Annotated in this window: 17 protein-coding genes; 4 read left to right on the top strand and 13 right to left on the bottom strand. The window is 55.1% G+C overall.

The genetic code is table 11. The features are described from left to right. The coding region (locus AABZ39_16290; GenBank protein MEK6796341.1) for a hypothetical protein at positions 1-262 on the top strand (262 nt) is incomplete at its 5' end. A gap of 52 nt (positions 263-314) precedes the next feature. On the opposite strand, the gene AABZ39_16295 is transcribed toward AABZ39_16290, so the two are convergent. From AABZ39_16295 to AABZ39_16340, 10 genes are all read right to left on the bottom strand, one after another. Further along, the gene (locus AABZ39_16295) at positions 315-2,048 is read right to left on the bottom strand and encodes a hypothetical protein (GenBank protein MEK6796342.1); all 1,734 of its coding nucleotides are present in this window, start codon (positions 2,046-2,048) and stop codon (positions 315-317) included. 12 nt (positions 2,049-2,060) lie between these two features. Beyond that, positions 2,061-3,134 carry a substrate-binding domain-containing protein gene (locus tag AABZ39_16300; protein ID MEK6796343.1) on the bottom strand — a complete coding sequence of 358 codons (1,074 nt, stop codon included), beginning with the start codon at positions 3,132-3,134 and terminating at the stop codon, positions 2,061-2,063. Positions 3,135-3,207: 73 nt separating this feature from the next. Further along, the gene (locus AABZ39_16305; protein ID MEK6796344.1) at positions 3,208-3,966 is read right to left on the bottom strand and encodes an SDR family oxidoreductase; all 759 of its coding nucleotides are present in this window, start codon (positions 3,964-3,966) and stop codon (positions 3,208-3,210) included. Positions 3,967-4,046: 80 nt separating this feature from the next. Beyond that, a complete protein-coding gene (locus AABZ39_16310) occupies positions 4,047-4,373 on the bottom strand; it encodes an SEC-C metal-binding domain-containing protein (GenBank protein MEK6796345.1) in 327 nt (108 codons plus the stop codon). Between the two features lie 124 nt (positions 4,374-4,497). Continuing rightward, a complete protein-coding gene (locus tag AABZ39_16315) occupies positions 4,498-4,782 on the bottom strand; it encodes a hypothetical protein (protein MEK6796346.1) in 285 nt (94 codons plus the stop codon). A gap of 15 nt (positions 4,783-4,797) precedes the next feature. Continuing rightward, entirely contained in the window at positions 4,798-5,973 is a 1,176-nt protein-coding gene (locus AABZ39_16320; GenBank protein ID MEK6796347.1) for a TMEM43 family protein, read from the bottom strand. Between the two features lie 117 nt (positions 5,974-6,090). Further along, positions 6,091-8,511 (bottom strand): ankyrin repeat domain-containing protein, encoded by a 2,421-nt coding sequence (locus AABZ39_16325; GenBank protein MEK6796348.1) that lies wholly within the window; start codon positions 8,509-8,511, stop codon positions 6,091-6,093. Positions 8,512-8,649: 138 nt separating this feature from the next. Next, entirely contained in the window at positions 8,650-9,663 is a 1,014-nt protein-coding gene (locus tag AABZ39_16330) for an AraC family transcriptional regulator (GenBank protein ID MEK6796349.1), read from the bottom strand. A 1-nt stretch (position 9,664) separates the two neighbouring features. Further along, positions 9,665-10,258 (bottom strand): recombination mediator RecR, encoded by a 594-nt coding sequence (gene recR, locus AABZ39_16335; GenBank protein MEK6796350.1) that lies wholly within the window; start codon positions 10,256-10,258, stop codon positions 9,665-9,667. A gap of 65 nt (positions 10,259-10,323) precedes the next feature. Further along, positions 10,324-11,424: a hypothetical protein gene (locus tag AABZ39_16340; protein MEK6796351.1), complete on the bottom strand. Its 1,101-nt coding sequence runs from the start codon at positions 11,422-11,424 to the stop codon at positions 10,324-10,326. Positions 11,425-11,515: 91 nt separating this feature from the next. Here AABZ39_16340 and AABZ39_16345 point away from each other — a divergent pair, with 91 nt between their 5' ends. Beyond that, positions 11,516-12,385 carry a helix-turn-helix domain-containing protein gene (locus AABZ39_16345; protein MEK6796352.1) on the top strand — a complete coding sequence of 290 codons (870 nt, stop codon included), beginning with the start codon at positions 11,516-11,518 and terminating at the stop codon, positions 12,383-12,385. 100 nt (positions 12,386-12,485) lie between these two features. Beyond that, positions 12,486-13,418 carry a uroporphyrinogen decarboxylase family protein gene (locus AABZ39_16350; GenBank protein ID MEK6796353.1) on the top strand — a complete coding sequence of 311 codons (933 nt, stop codon included), beginning with the start codon at positions 12,486-12,488 and terminating at the stop codon, positions 13,416-13,418. A 5-nt stretch (positions 13,419-13,423) separates the two neighbouring features. Here the strand turns inward: AABZ39_16350 and AABZ39_16355 are convergent, their stop codons facing one another. From AABZ39_16355 to AABZ39_16365, 3 genes are read right to left on the bottom strand one after another with little or no spacing between them, the layout of a single operon-like run. Further along, on the bottom strand, positions 13,424-14,191 hold the full coding sequence (locus AABZ39_16355; GenBank protein MEK6796354.1) for a helix-turn-helix transcriptional regulator: 768 nt from the start codon (positions 14,189-14,191) through the stop codon (positions 13,424-13,426). 30 nt (positions 14,192-14,221) lie between these two features. Beyond that, positions 14,222-15,274: a hypothetical protein gene (locus tag AABZ39_16360; GenBank protein MEK6796355.1), complete on the bottom strand. Its 1,053-nt coding sequence runs from the start codon at positions 15,272-15,274 to the stop codon at positions 14,222-14,224. Next, complete coding sequence (locus AABZ39_16365) at positions 15,271-16,152, bottom strand: hypothetical protein (protein MEK6796356.1); 882 nt, start codon at positions 16,150-16,152, stop codon at positions 15,271-15,273. The genes AABZ39_16360 and AABZ39_16365 overlap by 4 nt, the downstream gene beginning before the upstream one ends. Before the next feature lie 313 nt (positions 16,153-16,465). Here AABZ39_16365 and AABZ39_16370 point away from each other — a divergent pair. After that, the coding region (locus tag AABZ39_16370) for a hypothetical protein (protein ID MEK6796357.1) at positions 16,466-17,272 on the top strand (807 nt) is incomplete at its 3' end.

Consider the following 17,272-nt stretch of genomic DNA (forward strand, 5'->3'; position numbering starts at 1 on the left):
CATCTGCTCTCGGCTTATCGCGACTATTCGTTCCGCGTATGAGAATGCGATAATGCACGATGTTCCGGCAGAGACAGCACTGATCGATGATATCGCCATCGATACGGATGACAGAGCGGCACCGAATGGCGACGCGGATAATCCTGATGGGACAAGAGTACCCTCTATTGAAGTTTACGGCATGGACTCGGCGGTATTCTCTATCCGTGCGGAGATCATCGCGCTGCTTTCGCCGCGCATGTATGGGGCGGTTTTCAGATGAACGCCTGCCATGGCTGACGAAGATCGTATATCGCCCGCACGCTTGTGCGTATTTACCGGCTCACTATGCCGCGAAAGCTCGTTATACTGTTCGGCGGCAGCATCAGCTTACCCCCATCGAAAGCCGCCGCGTTAACGCGCCAGAATTTCTCCTCGCCGGGAATTTCCGCAAGTGTCTGCTTATCCGCATCGCACGTCATCTGCTCTGCGCTCTGTATCGATAGGCGATCTCTACCCGCGGCCAGAGAAAGTGCTGTCGGGTGCGAACGTGTATTGACAATGACGCCGCCGATCCTCGATCTGTCCTTTGCGGCGCATATGAACCATTCCAGGTCGGTCTTATCCTCATCCATTTCCTGCTGACCGCTGCCGTCGGCGAACAAGGCCGAACTCATCGCGCCGAGATCGGAGGAATGTTCGATAAGCACGGGGCATTCGGTAACGAGGGTATTGAGCATTCGGTTGACCGGACCGAACGGGCCGACATCGAAATGCGGCAGGCCGTCCTTGCTCCGTAACTCCTTGCCTTTGTCTTCCAGTTTCTGGAACACCCATTCGGAACCGTCCTCGTATGGTCCGGCATTGCCCTTCCCCGGCGTCCAGTAGCCGAGCCCGCTCGTGCAGACGAATTCATGCGCGGTGGTATAGTCGACACGGGGATGACTTAACAGCGTCATCGCGAATTTCGCATTCCACATCGCACCCGTGCGGAATGTCCGGTGATTGGTCCCCCCCACGCCCGTATAGCGCCATTCGGTGACCAGATACCGCATATGCGCTGTTTGCGGGAATTTTTCCAGCACCGAGGACATTGTTTCAAATCCGCGGTAGTGCGCGTTGTACTGGCTTGCAGCGCCATACACATGTATCTGCAGATGCGATATCTTTTTAATATCATCTCCCAGTGCGGGGATCACCCCGTCATGCCAATTGAACCATTTTTTACTATCCGGGCTGGCGGCCATAAAGCGCTGAATATGCGCATCGTCGGTGTTCCGCAGCATGATAGGCATGGCAAGCCATATTCCCGGCTGTATAGCCTGTGCAGCGTTCGCCAGTTTCCGCGCATACTGTGCAAACAGAACGGGATCCCAAGAAGCCCAGCATTCATTGCCGATTTCCCAGCCCACGTACAGGTCCTGATATCCGTTCTTTACTATCCAGGAAAGCCTTTTCATGCCATTGTTGACAGCTCCGTCAAAATATTCCGGGTTATTTCCAAAATGAATGACCTCATCGGCGGCATCATCGTAATAGTTTTCGCCGCTGAAAAAACCGACGATCCGTATCCCGTTCGCCCGGCAGAAGCGGTGAAATTCCCCCATGCTGAACCATGCTGTTTCGGGAGGATTTTTCTTATGTGTGAATTCCGACGGCGCCGACTTTATATTGTATTTTTTTACGACCTCCGCATAATCCCTTGGCTGAACTTTTTCCCATTCAGGGATGCTCGCTTTATTCCTTTTGATGACACCCAGCATCACGTTCGCGTCCCTCATTTTAGTGGTCGCTTCCCTGCTGAACCAGTCGTACATCGAAAAGTCGGCCATGCGCAGAACGGGTGAACCGATGTTCGACAGGAATGTGCTGAAGGCTGCTCCCTGATCGAGCATCTTCTTCATACTGTACCATGACCCGAACATATGCGCCTGGGCGCCGAGACACGAACGCGACAAGTCCTTCTGCGTCCGCGTTAGGTCTATCGCAAGCGTGCGCTCGGCCGCTCCCGCTGCGTTGAGCACGAACACCCCCGCCGCAAAAACCAGCATGATCGATCTTTTCCGCATAGTACTATCTCCTTACACTATTTTTTTCACCGATCTATTAAGAATGAGCCGCCGCTCAAGCAAGACATTTTCCACACAGCCGTTCTCGTTCATGGCGCGTATGAGCGATGCGGCTGCGTTCCGTATGAGCGCCATACGCGGATGCTCAAGAAGCGTGAGAAGCGCCTCCCCGGCGGACTCGCTTTCATCGTCCGTCGCCGCAATGACCGAGATATCGTCCGGCACCGAAAGGCCGTTCCTGGCAAGGACATCCATCATGGCGTATGCGGTTTCGCGCGCATGCACGTACACCGCGCTCGGCCGCTCAGCGAGCGAAAGCAGATGCGCCGCGCACTCGGCACCGAACACCCTGCGATATCCCTCGCCGTGGCGTTCAATATACGCATCGACGGTATCGGGGCTGAAATAGAGCAGCGGATCATATGTGCCGATCGAACGCATGGCGGTGCGATACGCCTCTTCGGTCAATCGACGGCTCTCTTCATTGCCATGCTGCGGTGAACAGAACATTATCCGCTTATGCCCGTTCTCAGTAAGATGCGTGAATGCCGCAGCAAGCCCGCGCTCATTATCGGCATCCATCCAGGGAACATACGACGCATTCGAACGCGCAAGCTGCACGGAACGTATCCCTGCCTGTGAGAGCGCATCGTTCATTTTTCTGTCAGGGCGGCAGTATGAGAATATGATGCCGTCCACTTCGAGCGCTGCCAGCATCGATGACGCATGCAGAAAAGAACCGGGTGATGTGAATCGGACATTGCTTGCTTCATAGTCGCTGCTTTTGCATACGGTCTCTAATTCCCTGAGATAAGGGAATTCCCGGGATTCGATGTACATCAATCCGACGAGGGCTATACGCCGATGAACCCTGCGCGATGGCCCGACGATGCGGGTGCCCCGTGTACCTTCGATCGCGATGATCCCATCGCGTTCAAGTGCCTTAAGTGCCTTAGTGACCGTGATATGATTCATGCCGTATCGTTCGGCAAGACGATGCACGCCCGGCAGTTTATCCTTGAAAACGCTCGTGCGAATTTCCTGCTCTATTCGCAGTTTTAGTTCTTTATGTTTTGCATTTATCATTCTTGTTATATATAATAGTATATATAACAGATTTTGTCAAATACGTGTTATATACAGCAAATAGTGTCGAAATTCACACATCCACACCTGCGGGCAAATGTTGCGCACTGCATCCGCCGTCCACAAGATAGCGCGCCCCGGTGATATTCCGTGCCTTCTCGCTCGCAAGGAAGAGCACCATCTCCGCGACATCATCGAATTGTGCCGGCTCATGGAGCGGTATCGATGCACGCCGTGTTCGCCGCGCCTTCTCGCCGATGGCATTCCACCGCGTGGTCCATATATAACCCGGGGCTACCGAATTCACGCGAATATACGGCGCAAGATCGAGCGCCATAGCGCGCGTCATAGCATCGATGGCACCCTTGCTCGTGATATATGCGGAGCGCTTGCGGAGCGCACGCTCGGATGTGTTCGAACTGATATTGATGATGACACCGCGCTTTTTCTTCATCATCGCCCGTGCGGCATGCTGCGACACAAGATATGTTCCGCGTACGTTCACCCCGATGACCGTATCGAACACGGATGCCGGCGTATCGAGAAAGGAATAGCCCACACCCTGCATGGCGGCATTATTGATGAGGATATCGATGCATCCGAACCGCCGCACAACAGCGGCTATCATGCGCTTTACCGCGCGTTCGTCAGATATATTCCCGGGGACAGCAAGTACACGCGAAGCATCGTTCTTCGCGAGCGCAAGGGCCGGCTTGAGCAGTGCGGCAGAAACATCATTGACAGCTACCGATGCGCCCTCGGCAAGGAATCGCCCGGCGAGACTGAGCCCGAGATTACTCCCCGCGCCGGTTATAAGTACGACCGTTCTCATGCGTAAATAATAAGCATACCCCGCTCTCGGTTCTTTGCGTATCATCCGCCTGCGTGGGAGGATTTACCGTTCCGTATCGGCTACGAATTCCCGGATTTTCTCGGCAAACGCACCTGCGATGTATGTCGTATCTGCGATTTCATCTGCGATGGATGGTCTGCATGCACGGGCTTCGGCGGCACATTTGCGCCTTTCTCAGCGCCCGATTTCTCCACTTCCTCAGCTTCTTTCGCCGCGGCAGCATCCGCCTCCGCTTTCATCCGTGCTTCTTCTTTCTGCTTTTGTGCGTAGAATTTTTCCTGATCCTTGTCCCAATGGCAATGTTTATATTTCTTGCCTGAGCCGCAGTGACATTTCTCATTGCGCCCAAGTGATGAGAGGTTCTTCGCAAGATCTTCTTTTGCCATATCGTTTTACCGCCGTTTAATACGTAACTGCGCTTATTATACCCAATTATGGATGATGCGTCAATGCGTCAAGCGCTGCGTCAAGCTCTGCAACAAGCGCTGCGAAATTCACCATCATTCCTTCTTATTTCGCCATTTTCCCGTCTTTGATGCCGTCCTTAAGATCGAGTTCATTGAACTTCGTGTTAAACTCTTCGCTGGTAATTATCCCCTTCGCGAAAAGGAGATTCGTGAGCGTCACCACAATAAGCGTAAGCTCTTCGATTGCACGGGCGCTGTTTTCCTGCGTGATCGGCTGCGCCGCCGCCGATGGCGACATGGCTGACCGTGCTTGCCCGAGAACGCCCATTATCGTGTTCAGCGCGCCGCCGAGATTGCCGGTCTGCGACAGAAGGGTCTGTATATTCATGATGATCTCCTTTGCTCAGGACGCGCTTTTTTTCTTTCCGCCGATGACAAAGCCCGCGATTATCGCGGCGACCGCGATTGCGATGAGCGTAATGCCGATAATCGGACGGAAGAACACCCACGCTATCGCTATCGTGATAAGCGAGAACGCACCGCCGACGAGGAAGGTCACGATACCGAGCCCCGCACCGACGACGGCGCCAAGCGGCGGCAGAATGCCTGCGAGCACCTGAAGGGGCTTGGATATCATCGAAAGGCCGGATATCATCATGAACGCGAAGAGAAAGCGCAAGACCCAGGTGAGTATCATATTGTTCTTCTGTGCCGTCAGTATCATCTGCTCCGGCGTTACGAGCCCGGTAGAGATAAGTTCCCTGGACTGCTTGTTCTTGGAAATGTACGGAGTGAACGAAGTCCCCGTCTGCTGCGCCATGAGACTTACCGTTACGGGCTGCGTTACGACGGTATATTTGATCCGGTGATCGCCCACCTGCGGATTCGCGGGGTCGTAGCCAAGGAATATCATGCCCGCGTTAGCCTTCGCTTTCGCACGCATCGAGGGTCTCAATTTCATGATATCGGGATCGGAAACGAAATAGGGCTTATCGCCGCCGATGCCGCGTATCTGCGAGTCGGAAAGCCGAAACGCACCGAGCGAAACCGAACCGGCGTAGAATGATTCATCCGCGCTGCTGCCCGATCCGCGGAACATCATCTCGGGGTTCTGATGCCCTTCGGGGAGGTGGAACGACGATGACGACTTCGCCGAAGACGACCATCCCTTCGTATACGTATATGTCGTCACCTTTTCCTCGCCGCCGCCGAGCTTGGTCTGCGTACGCGTTTCCGCGCGCTCTTCCCACTGGTACATCTCCACGGTGCGGCGAAGCTTAATGGCGTTCATCGAAATGCCGGTATCCGCATCCGCGACGATATCCTTCGTGGCGGCATTGCCGGTCACATAGACGAGTTTGCCCTCATTCGCCGGATTCACCGACGATGCGTCGACGACAGTATAGCTTTTTCCCATTTCCGCCAACGCACGGGCGGTGTCGACCGCACGACCTTCGTTCATGAACAGCGCCGGGAATGCGCCGAGAAAGAGCGCGAATCCGAGCAGTATCCCCCCGATGCTTTCACCCAGACGCTGCAATACGTTCTTGTTCGATGTGACCGTTACTTGATCGCTCATGGTTTTCTCCCTGATCCAAGGATAATTATTTCAGTGACGAATGTACATCGTACGGTAATAATGTCAAGTAAATTGATAGGGTATTTGCGTCAATTCAAACGCCACGCAAGTCAACGCTCAGCGTAGCCCGAGCTTTTTTCTGATGAGCGCCGCCGCTGTGGTCTGTCCGTGCACTTCCGCGTACTCAAGCGCCGTTTTTTCTTCCTTGCTCATAACATTGACCATGATATTCGGCTGCGAAAGGAGATGCTCCACTATGTCCGTTCTCCCGTATTGTGCGGCGATCATGAGAAGCGTCTTTCCTTCCGTACTGTCCATCATATTCACGGCGAACGAACTTTTCGTGATATAAGCGCGCACCGCGGAAAGGTCGCCGTTCTTCGCCGCTTTCTGAACATCCGAGAACAAGACCGGGCGCGATGTGTCCGCACCGCCGGTAAGGAGGGCGGCGATCTGCGTATGTCCGGCGCGTTGCGCATAGTGCTTCGCCGTCATATTATTATCGAATGTGTTCGGCGTGATCAATGCGCCGTTGTCGAGAAAAAGCCTCACGATCGGTTCATGGCCATACCGGGAGGCCATCATGAGCGGCGTGTATCCTATCTCAAGTCCGTCGATGGACGATCCATAGGAAAAGTTGATATTACCGCCCTTGACGCACAATTTTCTTGCCGTTTCCAAATCGCCGTTCTTCGCCGCCGTAAGAAGCGCTATCCCGTCATCAAGCGAATATCCCTGCGTGCTGCCTGCGCGTTGTACCGCGGCTGCTTTTTTCACGGCATCGGGAAAGAGCGCGATCAATGCCGGGTCTTTGGACGCGGCTGCCGCATCGGCGGGTGTTTTCTTAAAATGATCCTTCGCCTGCGTATTCGCCCCGCGCGTAATGAGCAGTTGTGCGATCTCCGCCGAACGGGTGTTCACCGCCTGATGCAAAGGCGTCATGCCGTATTCATTTGTCGTATGAATATTCGCGCCGTGTTCGATGAGATACCGCGCGACAGCGTGGTGTTTGCCGGAGAGCGCATACGTGAGCGCTTCGCCGTATCGGCCGGAGTTCACCGGCATTCCTTTCTCAACGAGCATCTCAACCGCCGGCACATGACCGTAACGGGCGGCGGCATAGACGGCATTGTTGCCGTTATGATCGACATACGTCATGCGCGCGCCATTCTCAATAAGGAATCGCATGACCTCGATATATCCTTTCTCGCTCGCGGCATAGAGCGGATCATCGGCGCCTTTCCGCCCGTTCACCTGTGCCATATGATGGACGAGATTTTTGACGAGCGCAAGTGCCTCCCCTTCGTTCGTCGCGATCTCTCTGTTCCGGATACCGTCACCGCGAATGACGGTGCAAAGCAGCGGCGATGCATTCGTCTCGCCGAGATTCGCATCGGCCCCATTCGCAAGGAGCATGTCTGCGATGGCGCTATGCCCCATGCGCATTGCACGAGCGAGGGGATAGTCCTTCCCCGCCGCAGGCGAATATGCATAATAGTTCACTTTCGCTTTTTTCGTTATCAAAAAACGCACGACATCCTCATTGCCTGCCATGACCGCGTTGATAAGGGGAGATTCTCCCATCAAATAGCCGCCGAATTTATTCACCGAAGCGCCGCGCGCGATAAGGAGATCGATGATGCCGATATTGGTCGTGTGGCATGCGTGCATGAGCGGCGTCGACCCCCATTTGTCGGGCATATCGACGCTCACCTTGTTCGACAGCAGCAGCGCGACGATGCGTATGTCGGACATCGGCGCGACGTGCTGTACCGTTTCATAGAGCGGCGGTCCGGATGCGAGAAGAAGCGCGTGTTCGCGTTCATCCGCGTTGACGGCGACGGGATTCACCTTCTTTTTTACAAGCAGATCCTTCACGCGGGCATAATCCCCCGAATATGCGGCATGGATCAATGCAAGCTCGCGAGCACGTCTGGTGCGTTCGCCGATGACGCTGCCCTTTGCCGAGAGCATTCTCGCTGCAGACCACATGGATGCATCGACAGCCGCGGCGAGTGCGTTCAATCCATTCGTATCTTCAGGGGTCATATCGGCCCCGAGCGCAAGAAGTCCTTCGACGGTATTCGTCCCGAAATTGAAATGGCGCATGAAGACAATGAGCGCCGTTGCCCCAATATTGTCCCGGGCGTTGATGTCGGCGCCCTTCGCGATAATGCGCTCTATGACCGGCAGATGCTGCGAGCCGCTTGCAAGATACAGATGCAGCGCGGTCTGACCTTTCTTATTGCGCACGGATACGTCGGACCGAGTGAACAGCAGTTCAAAATAGCGTTCATCGTTCCTGCCGCTCGCGCATTCAAGCATGAACGGCGTGTTTCCTGCATCGTCGCGGAAATCGATATCGGCGATCACCGTGATGAGATTAGAAACCGTCATGTGCTGCTGACGCTCTTCGATAAGGTCCATTCGCGATGAAACGATCTCGATAAGACGCTTCTGTTCAGCGGACAGCGATACCGCAGCGCGAGCCGTAAAATCCGGGAATACGACAAGAATAAGGAGCATTAATTTTTTCATGCGACATCCCGAGATAAAAATTGAACTGATGGCATGGCGCGTACGACAGCCGTTCTCACTATCATATTATTCCTCTTGTTTTTCCATGCTAACAGCATTCCATTCATTGTCAACATCCAACACCAATGTTCGCTATTGCTACCGTTCACTTTTGCGCAACTGGCTCGGCGGCATTCCCGCGATCTTTTTGAACGTACGATTGAAATTCGATACGTCGTTGAAACCCGTTTCCATGGCGATATCAATGACCGGCATATCCGTCGTACGCAAGAGCTCCTTTGCCTGCTCGACGCGGCGCCTGTTCACGTATTCGATGATGGTCATCCCCTGTCGTTCGCGGAACACCTCGGCAAGGCGCGTTCGCCCGAGCCCAACGGATGAACCGATGTCCGTAACACTTATCTTCTTCGAAAGCCTCGCGTCGATGAACGAAACTATCTCGCGGAACAGCACCTCACGCTTCTCATGGAAGCGCGAATGCTCTGAGATCGTACGAGCGTATTCATCATTGACGAGCTGTATGAACGCCTTGAACAGGTTCGGCACGACTTCGCTCTTCTCGGGGAAGCTTCGCACGAACGCGTCGACTATGGAGAGCGCAAGTACCGCAAAGCGGAAGAACGTATCACCGGAAACAGAGAGCTTCCCCTCGGCACTGTCGAGCGTGCGGAAGAACGGCTCCACCAGGAAAAAGTGAACGCCCGCCTTGAGCTTATCGAGCGTTATGGCGGACTCAAGGAATTCCGGGAGGAACGCGATGTTAAGCACGGTGAGCCGCTCGGTCTTTCCCACGATGAAGCGATGCGGCGTATCGTCGTCCATGAAGAAGATATCGCCCTGACGCACCGGATAGATGTTGCCGCTGAACGCATGCCGCGCGGCGCCGTCGAGTATGAACGATATCTCGAAGAAATCGTGGCGATGCTCGCTGAACGCGGTCGCATGCGTCGGTATGCGTATCTGCGGAAAGCAGCCGAGCCCCCGCCCCGCTTCAGTGAACGATATCCGATCGCCGATATTCTGCAATCGGCGTATGGCATCAGCAAGCTCGGTCCCATCGAAAACCCGGTACTGCGCGATGAGCGTATCGACCGACATCACCGGCGCTGTGTTCGTCTTCTGTTTTTTTTTCGGACCAGTGCGGCGCGTCATATCACCCGACCGATGTCCTGTTCGTAAGCGAACGCGCAAGGGAATGCACATCGGCATTCTCGATATCGCTCCCCATGGATATGCCGTAGGCAAGGCGCGTGACAGGGACCTTCCCCGCCGCCATCTTCACGATGTAATTGGCCGTCGTATCCCCCTCGATGCCGGCATCAAAGGCAAGGATAAGCTCGGACGGGCGCTCGTTTTCGATGCGTGCGAACAATTCCTTCAGGCGGATGTCGTTGATCGAAACGCCTTTTATCGGCGAGATGAGGCCGTGGAGAAGATGATACACGCCGCGGTATTCCTGCGTATTCTCTATCGCGATGAGGTCGGCATATTTCGCGGTAACGCAGATCGTCGACGCTGTGCGCTTCTCGTTGGAACAGATATCGCAAAGCGTGCTCGTCGCCACATTCCCGCAGCGCGTGCAGAGCGATATGCCGTCCTTCAGTTTCATAAGCGCGTCGGCGAACGATCCCCGGTCAGCATCGGCCGCATAGAATAGATGCATCGCGAGACGGAACGCCGTCTTCTCGCCGATGCCGGGGAGCTTTGCTATCTCATGCGACAGCCGTTCGATCGATCGGAGTGCCATGCGGGGAGTATACTCTGCCCCCGATGATTTCGCCAGAGGGCATCACCGCATGAACACCCGTCAGGCTATGCCGTCACGCGTTCTTTTTCCGAAGCTTCCGTTGCAGTATGCATGCGCTCAAGCCATGTGCTCCCCTGTTCCCTTGTCGGTGCCGTGTATGAAAATATGCAGCGGACACCTGCGGGGGCGTTCCTGATGAACCACTCGGCCGTGGCATCATCCATCCAGCCAAACACCAGCACTGGCGAGTGCTCATCGTTAAAATGATCGAGCATCATCTTATATCCCTTCGTATTCTTGCTCGCCACACGGTTAAAGCCGTAGAAACCCGGTATCTTCTTGAACAGCTCGAATTGATGCTCCGCCTTTGCGCAGCAATGCATGCCGAGCCCGCCGAACGTCCGTGAAAGATCGATAAGCTCAGGGAGACAGAATTCCTCGAATTGCTCGGGCCCGAATTCACCGCACTCATCATTGGATAGCCATGGCCCCATCGCGGGCGGCGTCCACACGCCGGGGCAGTGGCACACCTGCATCATGGGAAATTCTTTCCTCAATTCAGTGACGAATGTTTTGAACAATCGCGCGCATTTTGCGTTGAGGCGATGCACCGCTTCTTTCTTATCGGGGAGAAGCATGGAGCAGAAAAGATCGGTCTTATCCCACAGCTGCGACATGACATCGAAACCGCTCTGCATGTCCGGCGGTCCGAGATAGATATCCTTGCCGAGTTCTTTCTGAAGCGCATAGTTCATCTCGAATATACGATAGAGCACCGGTGTTTTCCAGATATTGGGTACTTCCAGCGTATCGGCCTCATCGGCGTTCATGATGAACGGCATCGCTGCGGGATTGGTGTTCATCCCTTCGTACGCATGCACGGGTGCGCCGAACGCAGCGGCATAGATATGTGTCGCGGTGTTCGCACGCGCGAACGGAACGATGTCTCCGCCGACAGTCTCAAGCATCTCCATTTCCCGCCGGTAGTTCTCGACGAATATCGGCACCCACGCGGATACCGGTTTGTTCGAAAGCGTGTAGTCTCCGTCGGGGAAATCGATAATGCCTGCCTCAGGCGGCTTGGCGTAGAATCCATGCCGTGTGAACGGCCTTTTCTCATAGATGCTCGTCAGGAATTCGATGTTCCGGCGCACTTTTGTATCCATGTGGCCCTCCGGCGATGTCATTATCCATATGATGCGCACAATGCGGCGACTATGCCTTGACATTTCGGACGTTCTATAGCACGATACGGACATGGCAGGATCGTCGATACGGAAACGATATACCTTCACCGGCGCCGTCCCGCCGCATTTCCATTTTTTGATCCAGCGGGCGCGGCTTACGGTCGATTTCGAAGAACACATTCACTCGTTCCATGAGCTTGTCGTCATTACCGGCGGTACGGCTACGCATCGGGTCGACGGGCGCGATTACTTCGTCAAGGCGGGCGACATCTATGTTTTCACGGGAAACCGCTCGCACGGTTTCTTCTCGCCGAAGGCGCTTGACCTTTGGAACATCGAATACGCTCCGGATATTCTTTCCCCCGTAGACGACTCGCTTCGAAGACTCGCGGGATATCAGGCGCTCTTTCGTATCGGCCCCGCGGCGAACGGTGAAGCGCCGGCATTAATCCTTTCCGCCGCCGGACGTTCGGAAACCGACCGCATCATCGAACGGATCGCGGATGAATACAACGCGAAACGAAGCGGATATGAGGCGCTCGTTACCGGGTTGTTCATTGAACTTGTGACGACCCTGTCCCGCTTGTATGTTCCCGGAGCGGCGATAAAAACGGGCGGTATCACCGCCGTCGCGATTGCAGCGAGCCATATCGAATCGCATTTTCGGGAACGGATCACGATGCGTGAGCTTTCGCAACTGGCCGGCGTGACGGAACGCCATGTGAACCGTCTTTTTTCGGAATACTACGGCGTCAGTCCCATCGATTATTGTATCCGGCTTCGCGTTCTCTCCGCGGCACGCGATCTGATCTCGACGGAGAGCAGCATAACCGACATCGCGTACGATAATGGATTCTCGGACAGCAATTATTTCGCCCGCTGTTTCCGCCGCTCGCTCGGGGTCTCGCCGCGCCGGTACCGCGAAACGAACGGTGCGTGAATTTACGATGAGCGAAATAAACCACTAAAGAACATTTTAAACAATTGCCGACGACGCCCCGTATAGATATTCTTTCTGCATACGTATAACGGAGCGATACATGACATCGTGTGAACGCGTACAACGGACCATTCGCCACGAATCGACGGATCGGCTGCCCTATTGCATCACCATGGTGGGAAGCGCGTGGCAGAAACTCGGAATTACCTCCTGCCGTTCGCAGGACGATTACTTCGGCAACGACGTCATCAAGATCGCGCCGCCCTGGTGGCAGTGGCATAACGCGCAGGCTGATTGGCGCGCCATGGAGGCCCCGCGCGGAGAACCGCCGGTCATCGGCAGCGGTAGTTATACCGCGTTCACGGAAGCGGTGAATCGTGCGCACGACGACGGAAAATATGCGCTCGCCATTATCTATGGAAGTCATTTTGAAAAGGCGAATTCCCTGCGAGGCATCGAGAACTTTCTCGCCGACATGGGATGCGATCTGCCGTTCGCGCGGCGATTACTCACGAAGATAATCGATCGGAACCTCATCATGCTCGAGAACATACTCGCGGTAAGGGAGATCGACGGCGTGCTTCTCGGCAGCGACTGGGGCTCACAGCAGGACCTTCTCATGTCGCCGGACACATGGCACGATCTCATCGCGCCGGGTGAAAAACGCGAATACGATCTCATCCATTCGTACGGGAAAGACGTCTGGATACATTCCTGCGGCAACATTCTGAAGATAATCCCCTCGCTCATCGAAATGGGCGTGGATGTGCTTAACCCAGTGCAGCCGGAATGCATGGATATCGAAGCGCTCAAACGCGAATTCGGTCAGCGCATCACCTTCTGGGGCGGCGTAAGCACGCAGCGCACGCTCCCCTACGGGACGCCCGACGACGTTCGGCGCGAATCGCGTCTGGTGAAATCCATTCTGGGATCGAATGGCGGTTATGTCTTTTCGCCGGCGCAGGAATTGCAGGAGGACGTCCCCCGTGCGAATATCGAAGCGCTCATCGACGTTGCGCGCGAAGCGGCGTAGTTGTCTTATCGAAGATTGCGCGGCGAATGGCCGAAGAACCTGCGCGTGATCTTGTTGAACACCTGCAGATCGCGTATGCCCACGCGAAAAGCGACTTCTTTTACCGAGAGGTCGGTCTTTTCAAGCAAATAGCGTGAAATCGACATGCGGCGCGCGCGAATGTAGGCGGCGGGTGTCATCTGTGCATACCGTTTAAACAGCCGCGTAAGATGCGATACGGATACGTCCGCTTTCGCGGCTATCGATGCGATGCCGGTATCTTCATGCAGATGCGATTCTATATACGCTACCGCCCGCCGATATACGGCATGAAATCGCTCGGCGGCTTTCGTATCGGAGAGCGTGAGAAGAAGATCCCACGCTTTTATTTCTGCGTGCAGGGGATTGATAGAGAACAGCCGTATGCTTTCCTGAAAGATATCGACGTATGCGGCCATCGCTCCGCGGACGTCGATGACAGCAGGAATTTTCATCGTCCGCGACGTGTCTCCGCTGAATTGAAAGTGAAAACAGTAGTGCTCGGAACGCCCGCGGAACCGGTACGTCGATCGAACGCCCGGCGGTGTGATGCTTATCGTTCCGGGCGCTATCAAGAACGATGTCTCGTCCAGCATAAACTCGGCGTCGTACCGGTACAGATGCAGCGCCCAGCGATCGGGCAGAAGGAATTTCGAATTCGATTCGGGGAAGAACACGCCCGTATTCGCGAACGTAAGCGACGGACGGACGTCCATCGGAATGAAAACGTATCGTCTGTCGGCGCTGACCGTCATCGATGTTCCCCACTGGAGCCGCACGTCATGTCATTCATATCGGGCACGCAGTATCCTGTCATTCTCAGTGTCCACGACATAGATCAAATTATCGGGACCGATGCGAACGCCGTGCGGACGTTTGAGCTTCGTATCAAGCAACGTCGTTCCGATCGTATTCCCGTACTTCGTCGGTGTGCCGGCGATACGATCGATGACGCCGCTTGAGGGATCGTATCGGCGGATGGCGTGATTTTCGGTATCGGCGATAAGCACGCGTCCCTTCGGATCCATGGCGAGATATTTTGGACCTTTGAGCATGGCGTCGCGCCCAGGACCGCCGTCCCCCGAGTAACCGGCCTTTCCCGATACATTCACCGCAACGGACACGATGCCGTCCCTGACCGCAACAAGTGAATTCCCTTCCCGAAGCGCGATATAGAGCGTACCGTCGGCTGCAAGCGCAAGCGCGCGTACGCCGCTCATCGGCGAATCGACCGCATTCGTACCCTCGATGACGGTGCCTTTCCTGCCGGTGCCCGCCGCCGTCCGTATAATGCGCGATGCCGTATCGATGATGCGTGCGCGGCCGTTGCCGATATCCGCTACCGCGAGCATACTCCTGTCCGGCGAGAGCACCGCGCATATCGGCTGATTGAACAACGCGTTCTCCGCGGAATTTCCGTCGCCGGCGTATCCCGCCCTCGAACCGCCGGTAAGCGTACGCACCGTTTTCGATGCAAGATCGAGCGTGCGTATCCTATTGTTGAACGTATCGGCAATATAGACGATGCGTCCGGCGATAGCGATGTCGTGCATGCCGTTGAAAAGCGCATTCGATGCTTCTCCGTCCAAAGCATCCTCATCGGGGGTCTTCGCCGAACTCATCCGGAGCCGGCCGGCAATGAACGACAGCTTCCCGCCCGCGAGCATAAATACGCGATTGGCTTTCGTGAACTCAACGCCGTAGAGAACGCCGTCTGCATCGAAATCGACACTGAACGGTTCATGCACACGCTCGGTAACCGGTTCTCCGATAATGATCTCGACAGGATGGAGCGCCATTGACATGCTGGCGCCGATAATAGCGAACGCTCTTTTCATTTCAGGTTAATCGCGTCAGCGAACTCGTTGAACGCCTTGAGTTCCGCATCCCATTTCCCGTTCGCGCCGCGTTTACCCGACTCGAAATCCCATTCCCACGGCTCCACATAGCGCGCCTTCAATGCCTTGGCATGCTTCCACGCGCCGGCATATCCGTTTGCGGGATACCGCTCGGTCTGATCCGAACGTCCGATCATCTGGCAGTATATATCGCCCTTGAATACGCGAAGCGCCGCAAGCAGTGAGGATTGATACTGCTCATTGCCGGAAAGCCACCACACCGCAATGCCGACACGTCCGCCGAGCGAGGCATCGTCCGCAATAGTATTCATGATGCGTATCGGGACCTCGGCGGAACGGTCTATCTCATGCACCTCGAACGCGAGGGCTTTTTCGGGGAATGCTTTCGCGTACGCGCGCGTCGCTCCGAGCGAAGCCGACACCCACGCATCGTCGGAATATCCGATGCGCCGCATCTCGTTCATGTCCACACCCTGCAGATGGCCTTCGATGCCGTTCACCGTCATCTGCGGCACATACACGAGTACAAGCGATGCATCCCCTGCATATCGCTTCCCGAGCTCATCGGCAAGAATGGCGAGCCGCTCAAACGTCTTCTCATGCCAGAACGCGGCAAGGCGATATTCCGTCTGTCCGCGGAATCGGAATTTCACCGATGGTATACCGAGCGTATCGACGAGCCAATCCGGCTGGCCTGCCCCGCCGGCAGAGATCGCGAGCGACCAGCGTTTCCCATGCCGCTTAACGGCTGAGAGCTGCGAGTCGATGCGCGAGAGATCGAACACACCGGGCGAGGGCTCTATCTGCTTCCAATGCCCGCGTATGAGCACGCCGCGAAGTTCAGGATGTACGTACATTGTTTCGCTGCCGGGCGCGGAGGCGTAACAGCCGGTAGGTTTATAAACCCCTGCGGAAAGCGCTACGGCGGCCAAAGATGCCGTAATTATTGAACGTCGGAAAAACATGACCATACCTTGTACCGATGGTGTCAGTATACTACTTGTAATATCAGTCGTCAAGCAAATGTCCCTACCTCCGCTCGTATGTACGCTCAACAAAACGGGAAAGACCCATTGACAGCGCACTTTCATCTGCTACACTCGATCTATGGATATAAAGTACTTCTCTATTGCGATGTTCGCTGCCGGAATATTCGTCCAATGCTTTTTCATGGCCCGTAAAGCGCTCTTCAATGGTGATCTCGGGCCTGGCGCCGGTATAATCATCGCGGCAGCCGTCGCCTTCATTCCCGCAAAAGGGGAACACACCTATATCCTGTTCAACCATATCATGCTGTTTCTTTTCCTGTTCACGCTCCTTTTCGCTGTTGTTTTCAATAAACACATCCTGCCGCGCATAGACGAACGCGTTATTCTCATCATCAGCATCATCTTCGTGTATCGCCTGCTCGACACCGCACACTCCTACCCCAGCCTCTCGCCATTCTTCTTAACTTGTGCAATACCGACCGCCATCATGACGTGCGCTGTGCTGCTTAATGCATTCATCCCCCGCACGCCGCCACGTTGGCTTAAGGTAGTATTTTACGCTTGGTATCTCCTTATGGCAGGCGGTATTATCGCCATGCAGTTCCCATGCGGGAATTTCTTCCGCATTATCGTCGAGGACAACATCGCTACCCTTGACATCATCGAGCTTGTCACGGCGGGCATGACGCTCGTATATCTTTCGGTCAACTTCATGAACGCCTGGCTCTTGATCCCGATACCATCCAAAGGACAGTCATGGGAATCACGGCTGAACGACTTGAGAGACCACATCGATCTGCTCAACAGCAAATACAGCGACGATCAGGGGCGGCCATGGCAGACAGCTGTGATCATGATCCTTTGTGCCGCGGTCATCGCTGCTCAGGAATTGATATTGCAGACTCGTGATTCACTTTTTGCGAACATCGGACTGCTTATCGTTTACTTTATGTTCGGCCAGCTGCCGATTACTCGGACGCGGACCGGC

This window comes from Spirochaetota bacterium, assembly GCA_038043445.1.
Lineage (GTDB): Bacteria > Spirochaetota > Brachyspiria > Brachyspirales > JACRPF01 > JBBTBY01.

Excerpts from the sequence above, each read along its gene's own strand:
- AABZ39_16295 (MEK6796342.1), bottom strand. The coding sequence starts at position 2,048 with ATGCGGAAAAGATCGATCATGCTGGTTTTTGCGGCGGGGGTGTTCGTG.
- AABZ39_16300 (MEK6796343.1), bottom strand. The coding sequence starts at position 3,134 with ATGATAAATGCAAAACATAAAGAACTAAAACTGCGAATAGAGCAGGAA.
- AABZ39_16305 (MEK6796344.1), bottom strand. The coding sequence starts at position 3,966 with ATGAGAACGGTCGTACTTATAACCGGCGCGGGGAGTAATCTCGGGCTC.
- AABZ39_16310 (MEK6796345.1), bottom strand. The coding sequence starts at position 4,373 with ATGGCAAAAGAAGATCTTGCGAAGAACCTCTCATCACTTGGGCGCAAT.
- AABZ39_16315 (MEK6796346.1), bottom strand. The coding sequence starts at position 4,782 with ATGAATATACAGACCCTTCTGTCGCAGACCGGCAATCTCGGCGGCGCG.
- AABZ39_16320 (MEK6796347.1), bottom strand. The coding sequence starts at position 5,973 with ATGAGCGATCAAGTAACGGTCACATCGAACAAGAACGTATTGCAGCGT.
- AABZ39_16325 (MEK6796348.1), bottom strand. The coding sequence starts at position 8,511 with ATGAAAAAATTAATGCTCCTTATTCTTGTCGTATTCCCGGATTTTACG.
- AABZ39_16330 (MEK6796349.1), bottom strand. The coding sequence starts at position 9,663 with ATGACGCGCCGCACTGGTCCGAAAAAAAAACAGAAGACGAACACAGCG.
- recR (MEK6796350.1), bottom strand. The coding sequence starts at position 10,258 with ATGGCACTCCGATCGATCGAACGGCTGTCGCATGAGATAGCAAAGCTC.
- AABZ39_16340 (MEK6796351.1), bottom strand. The coding sequence starts at position 11,424 with ATGGATACAAAAGTGCGCCGGAACATCGAATTCCTGACGAGCATCTAT.
- AABZ39_16345 (MEK6796352.1), top strand. The coding sequence starts at position 11,516 with ATGGCAGGATCGTCGATACGGAAACGATATACCTTCACCGGCGCCGTC.
- AABZ39_16350 (MEK6796353.1), top strand. The coding sequence starts at position 12,486 with ATGACATCGTGTGAACGCGTACAACGGACCATTCGCCACGAATCGACG.
- AABZ39_16355 (MEK6796354.1), bottom strand. The coding sequence starts at position 14,191 with ATGACGGTCAGCGCCGACAGACGATACGTTTTCATTCCGATGGACGTC.
- AABZ39_16360 (MEK6796355.1), bottom strand. The coding sequence starts at position 15,274 with ATGAAAAGAGCGTTCGCTATTATCGGCGCCAGCATGTCAATGGCGCTC.
- AABZ39_16365 (MEK6796356.1), bottom strand. The coding sequence starts at position 16,152 with ATGTACGTACATCCTGAACTTCGCGGCGTGCTCATACGCGGGCATTGG.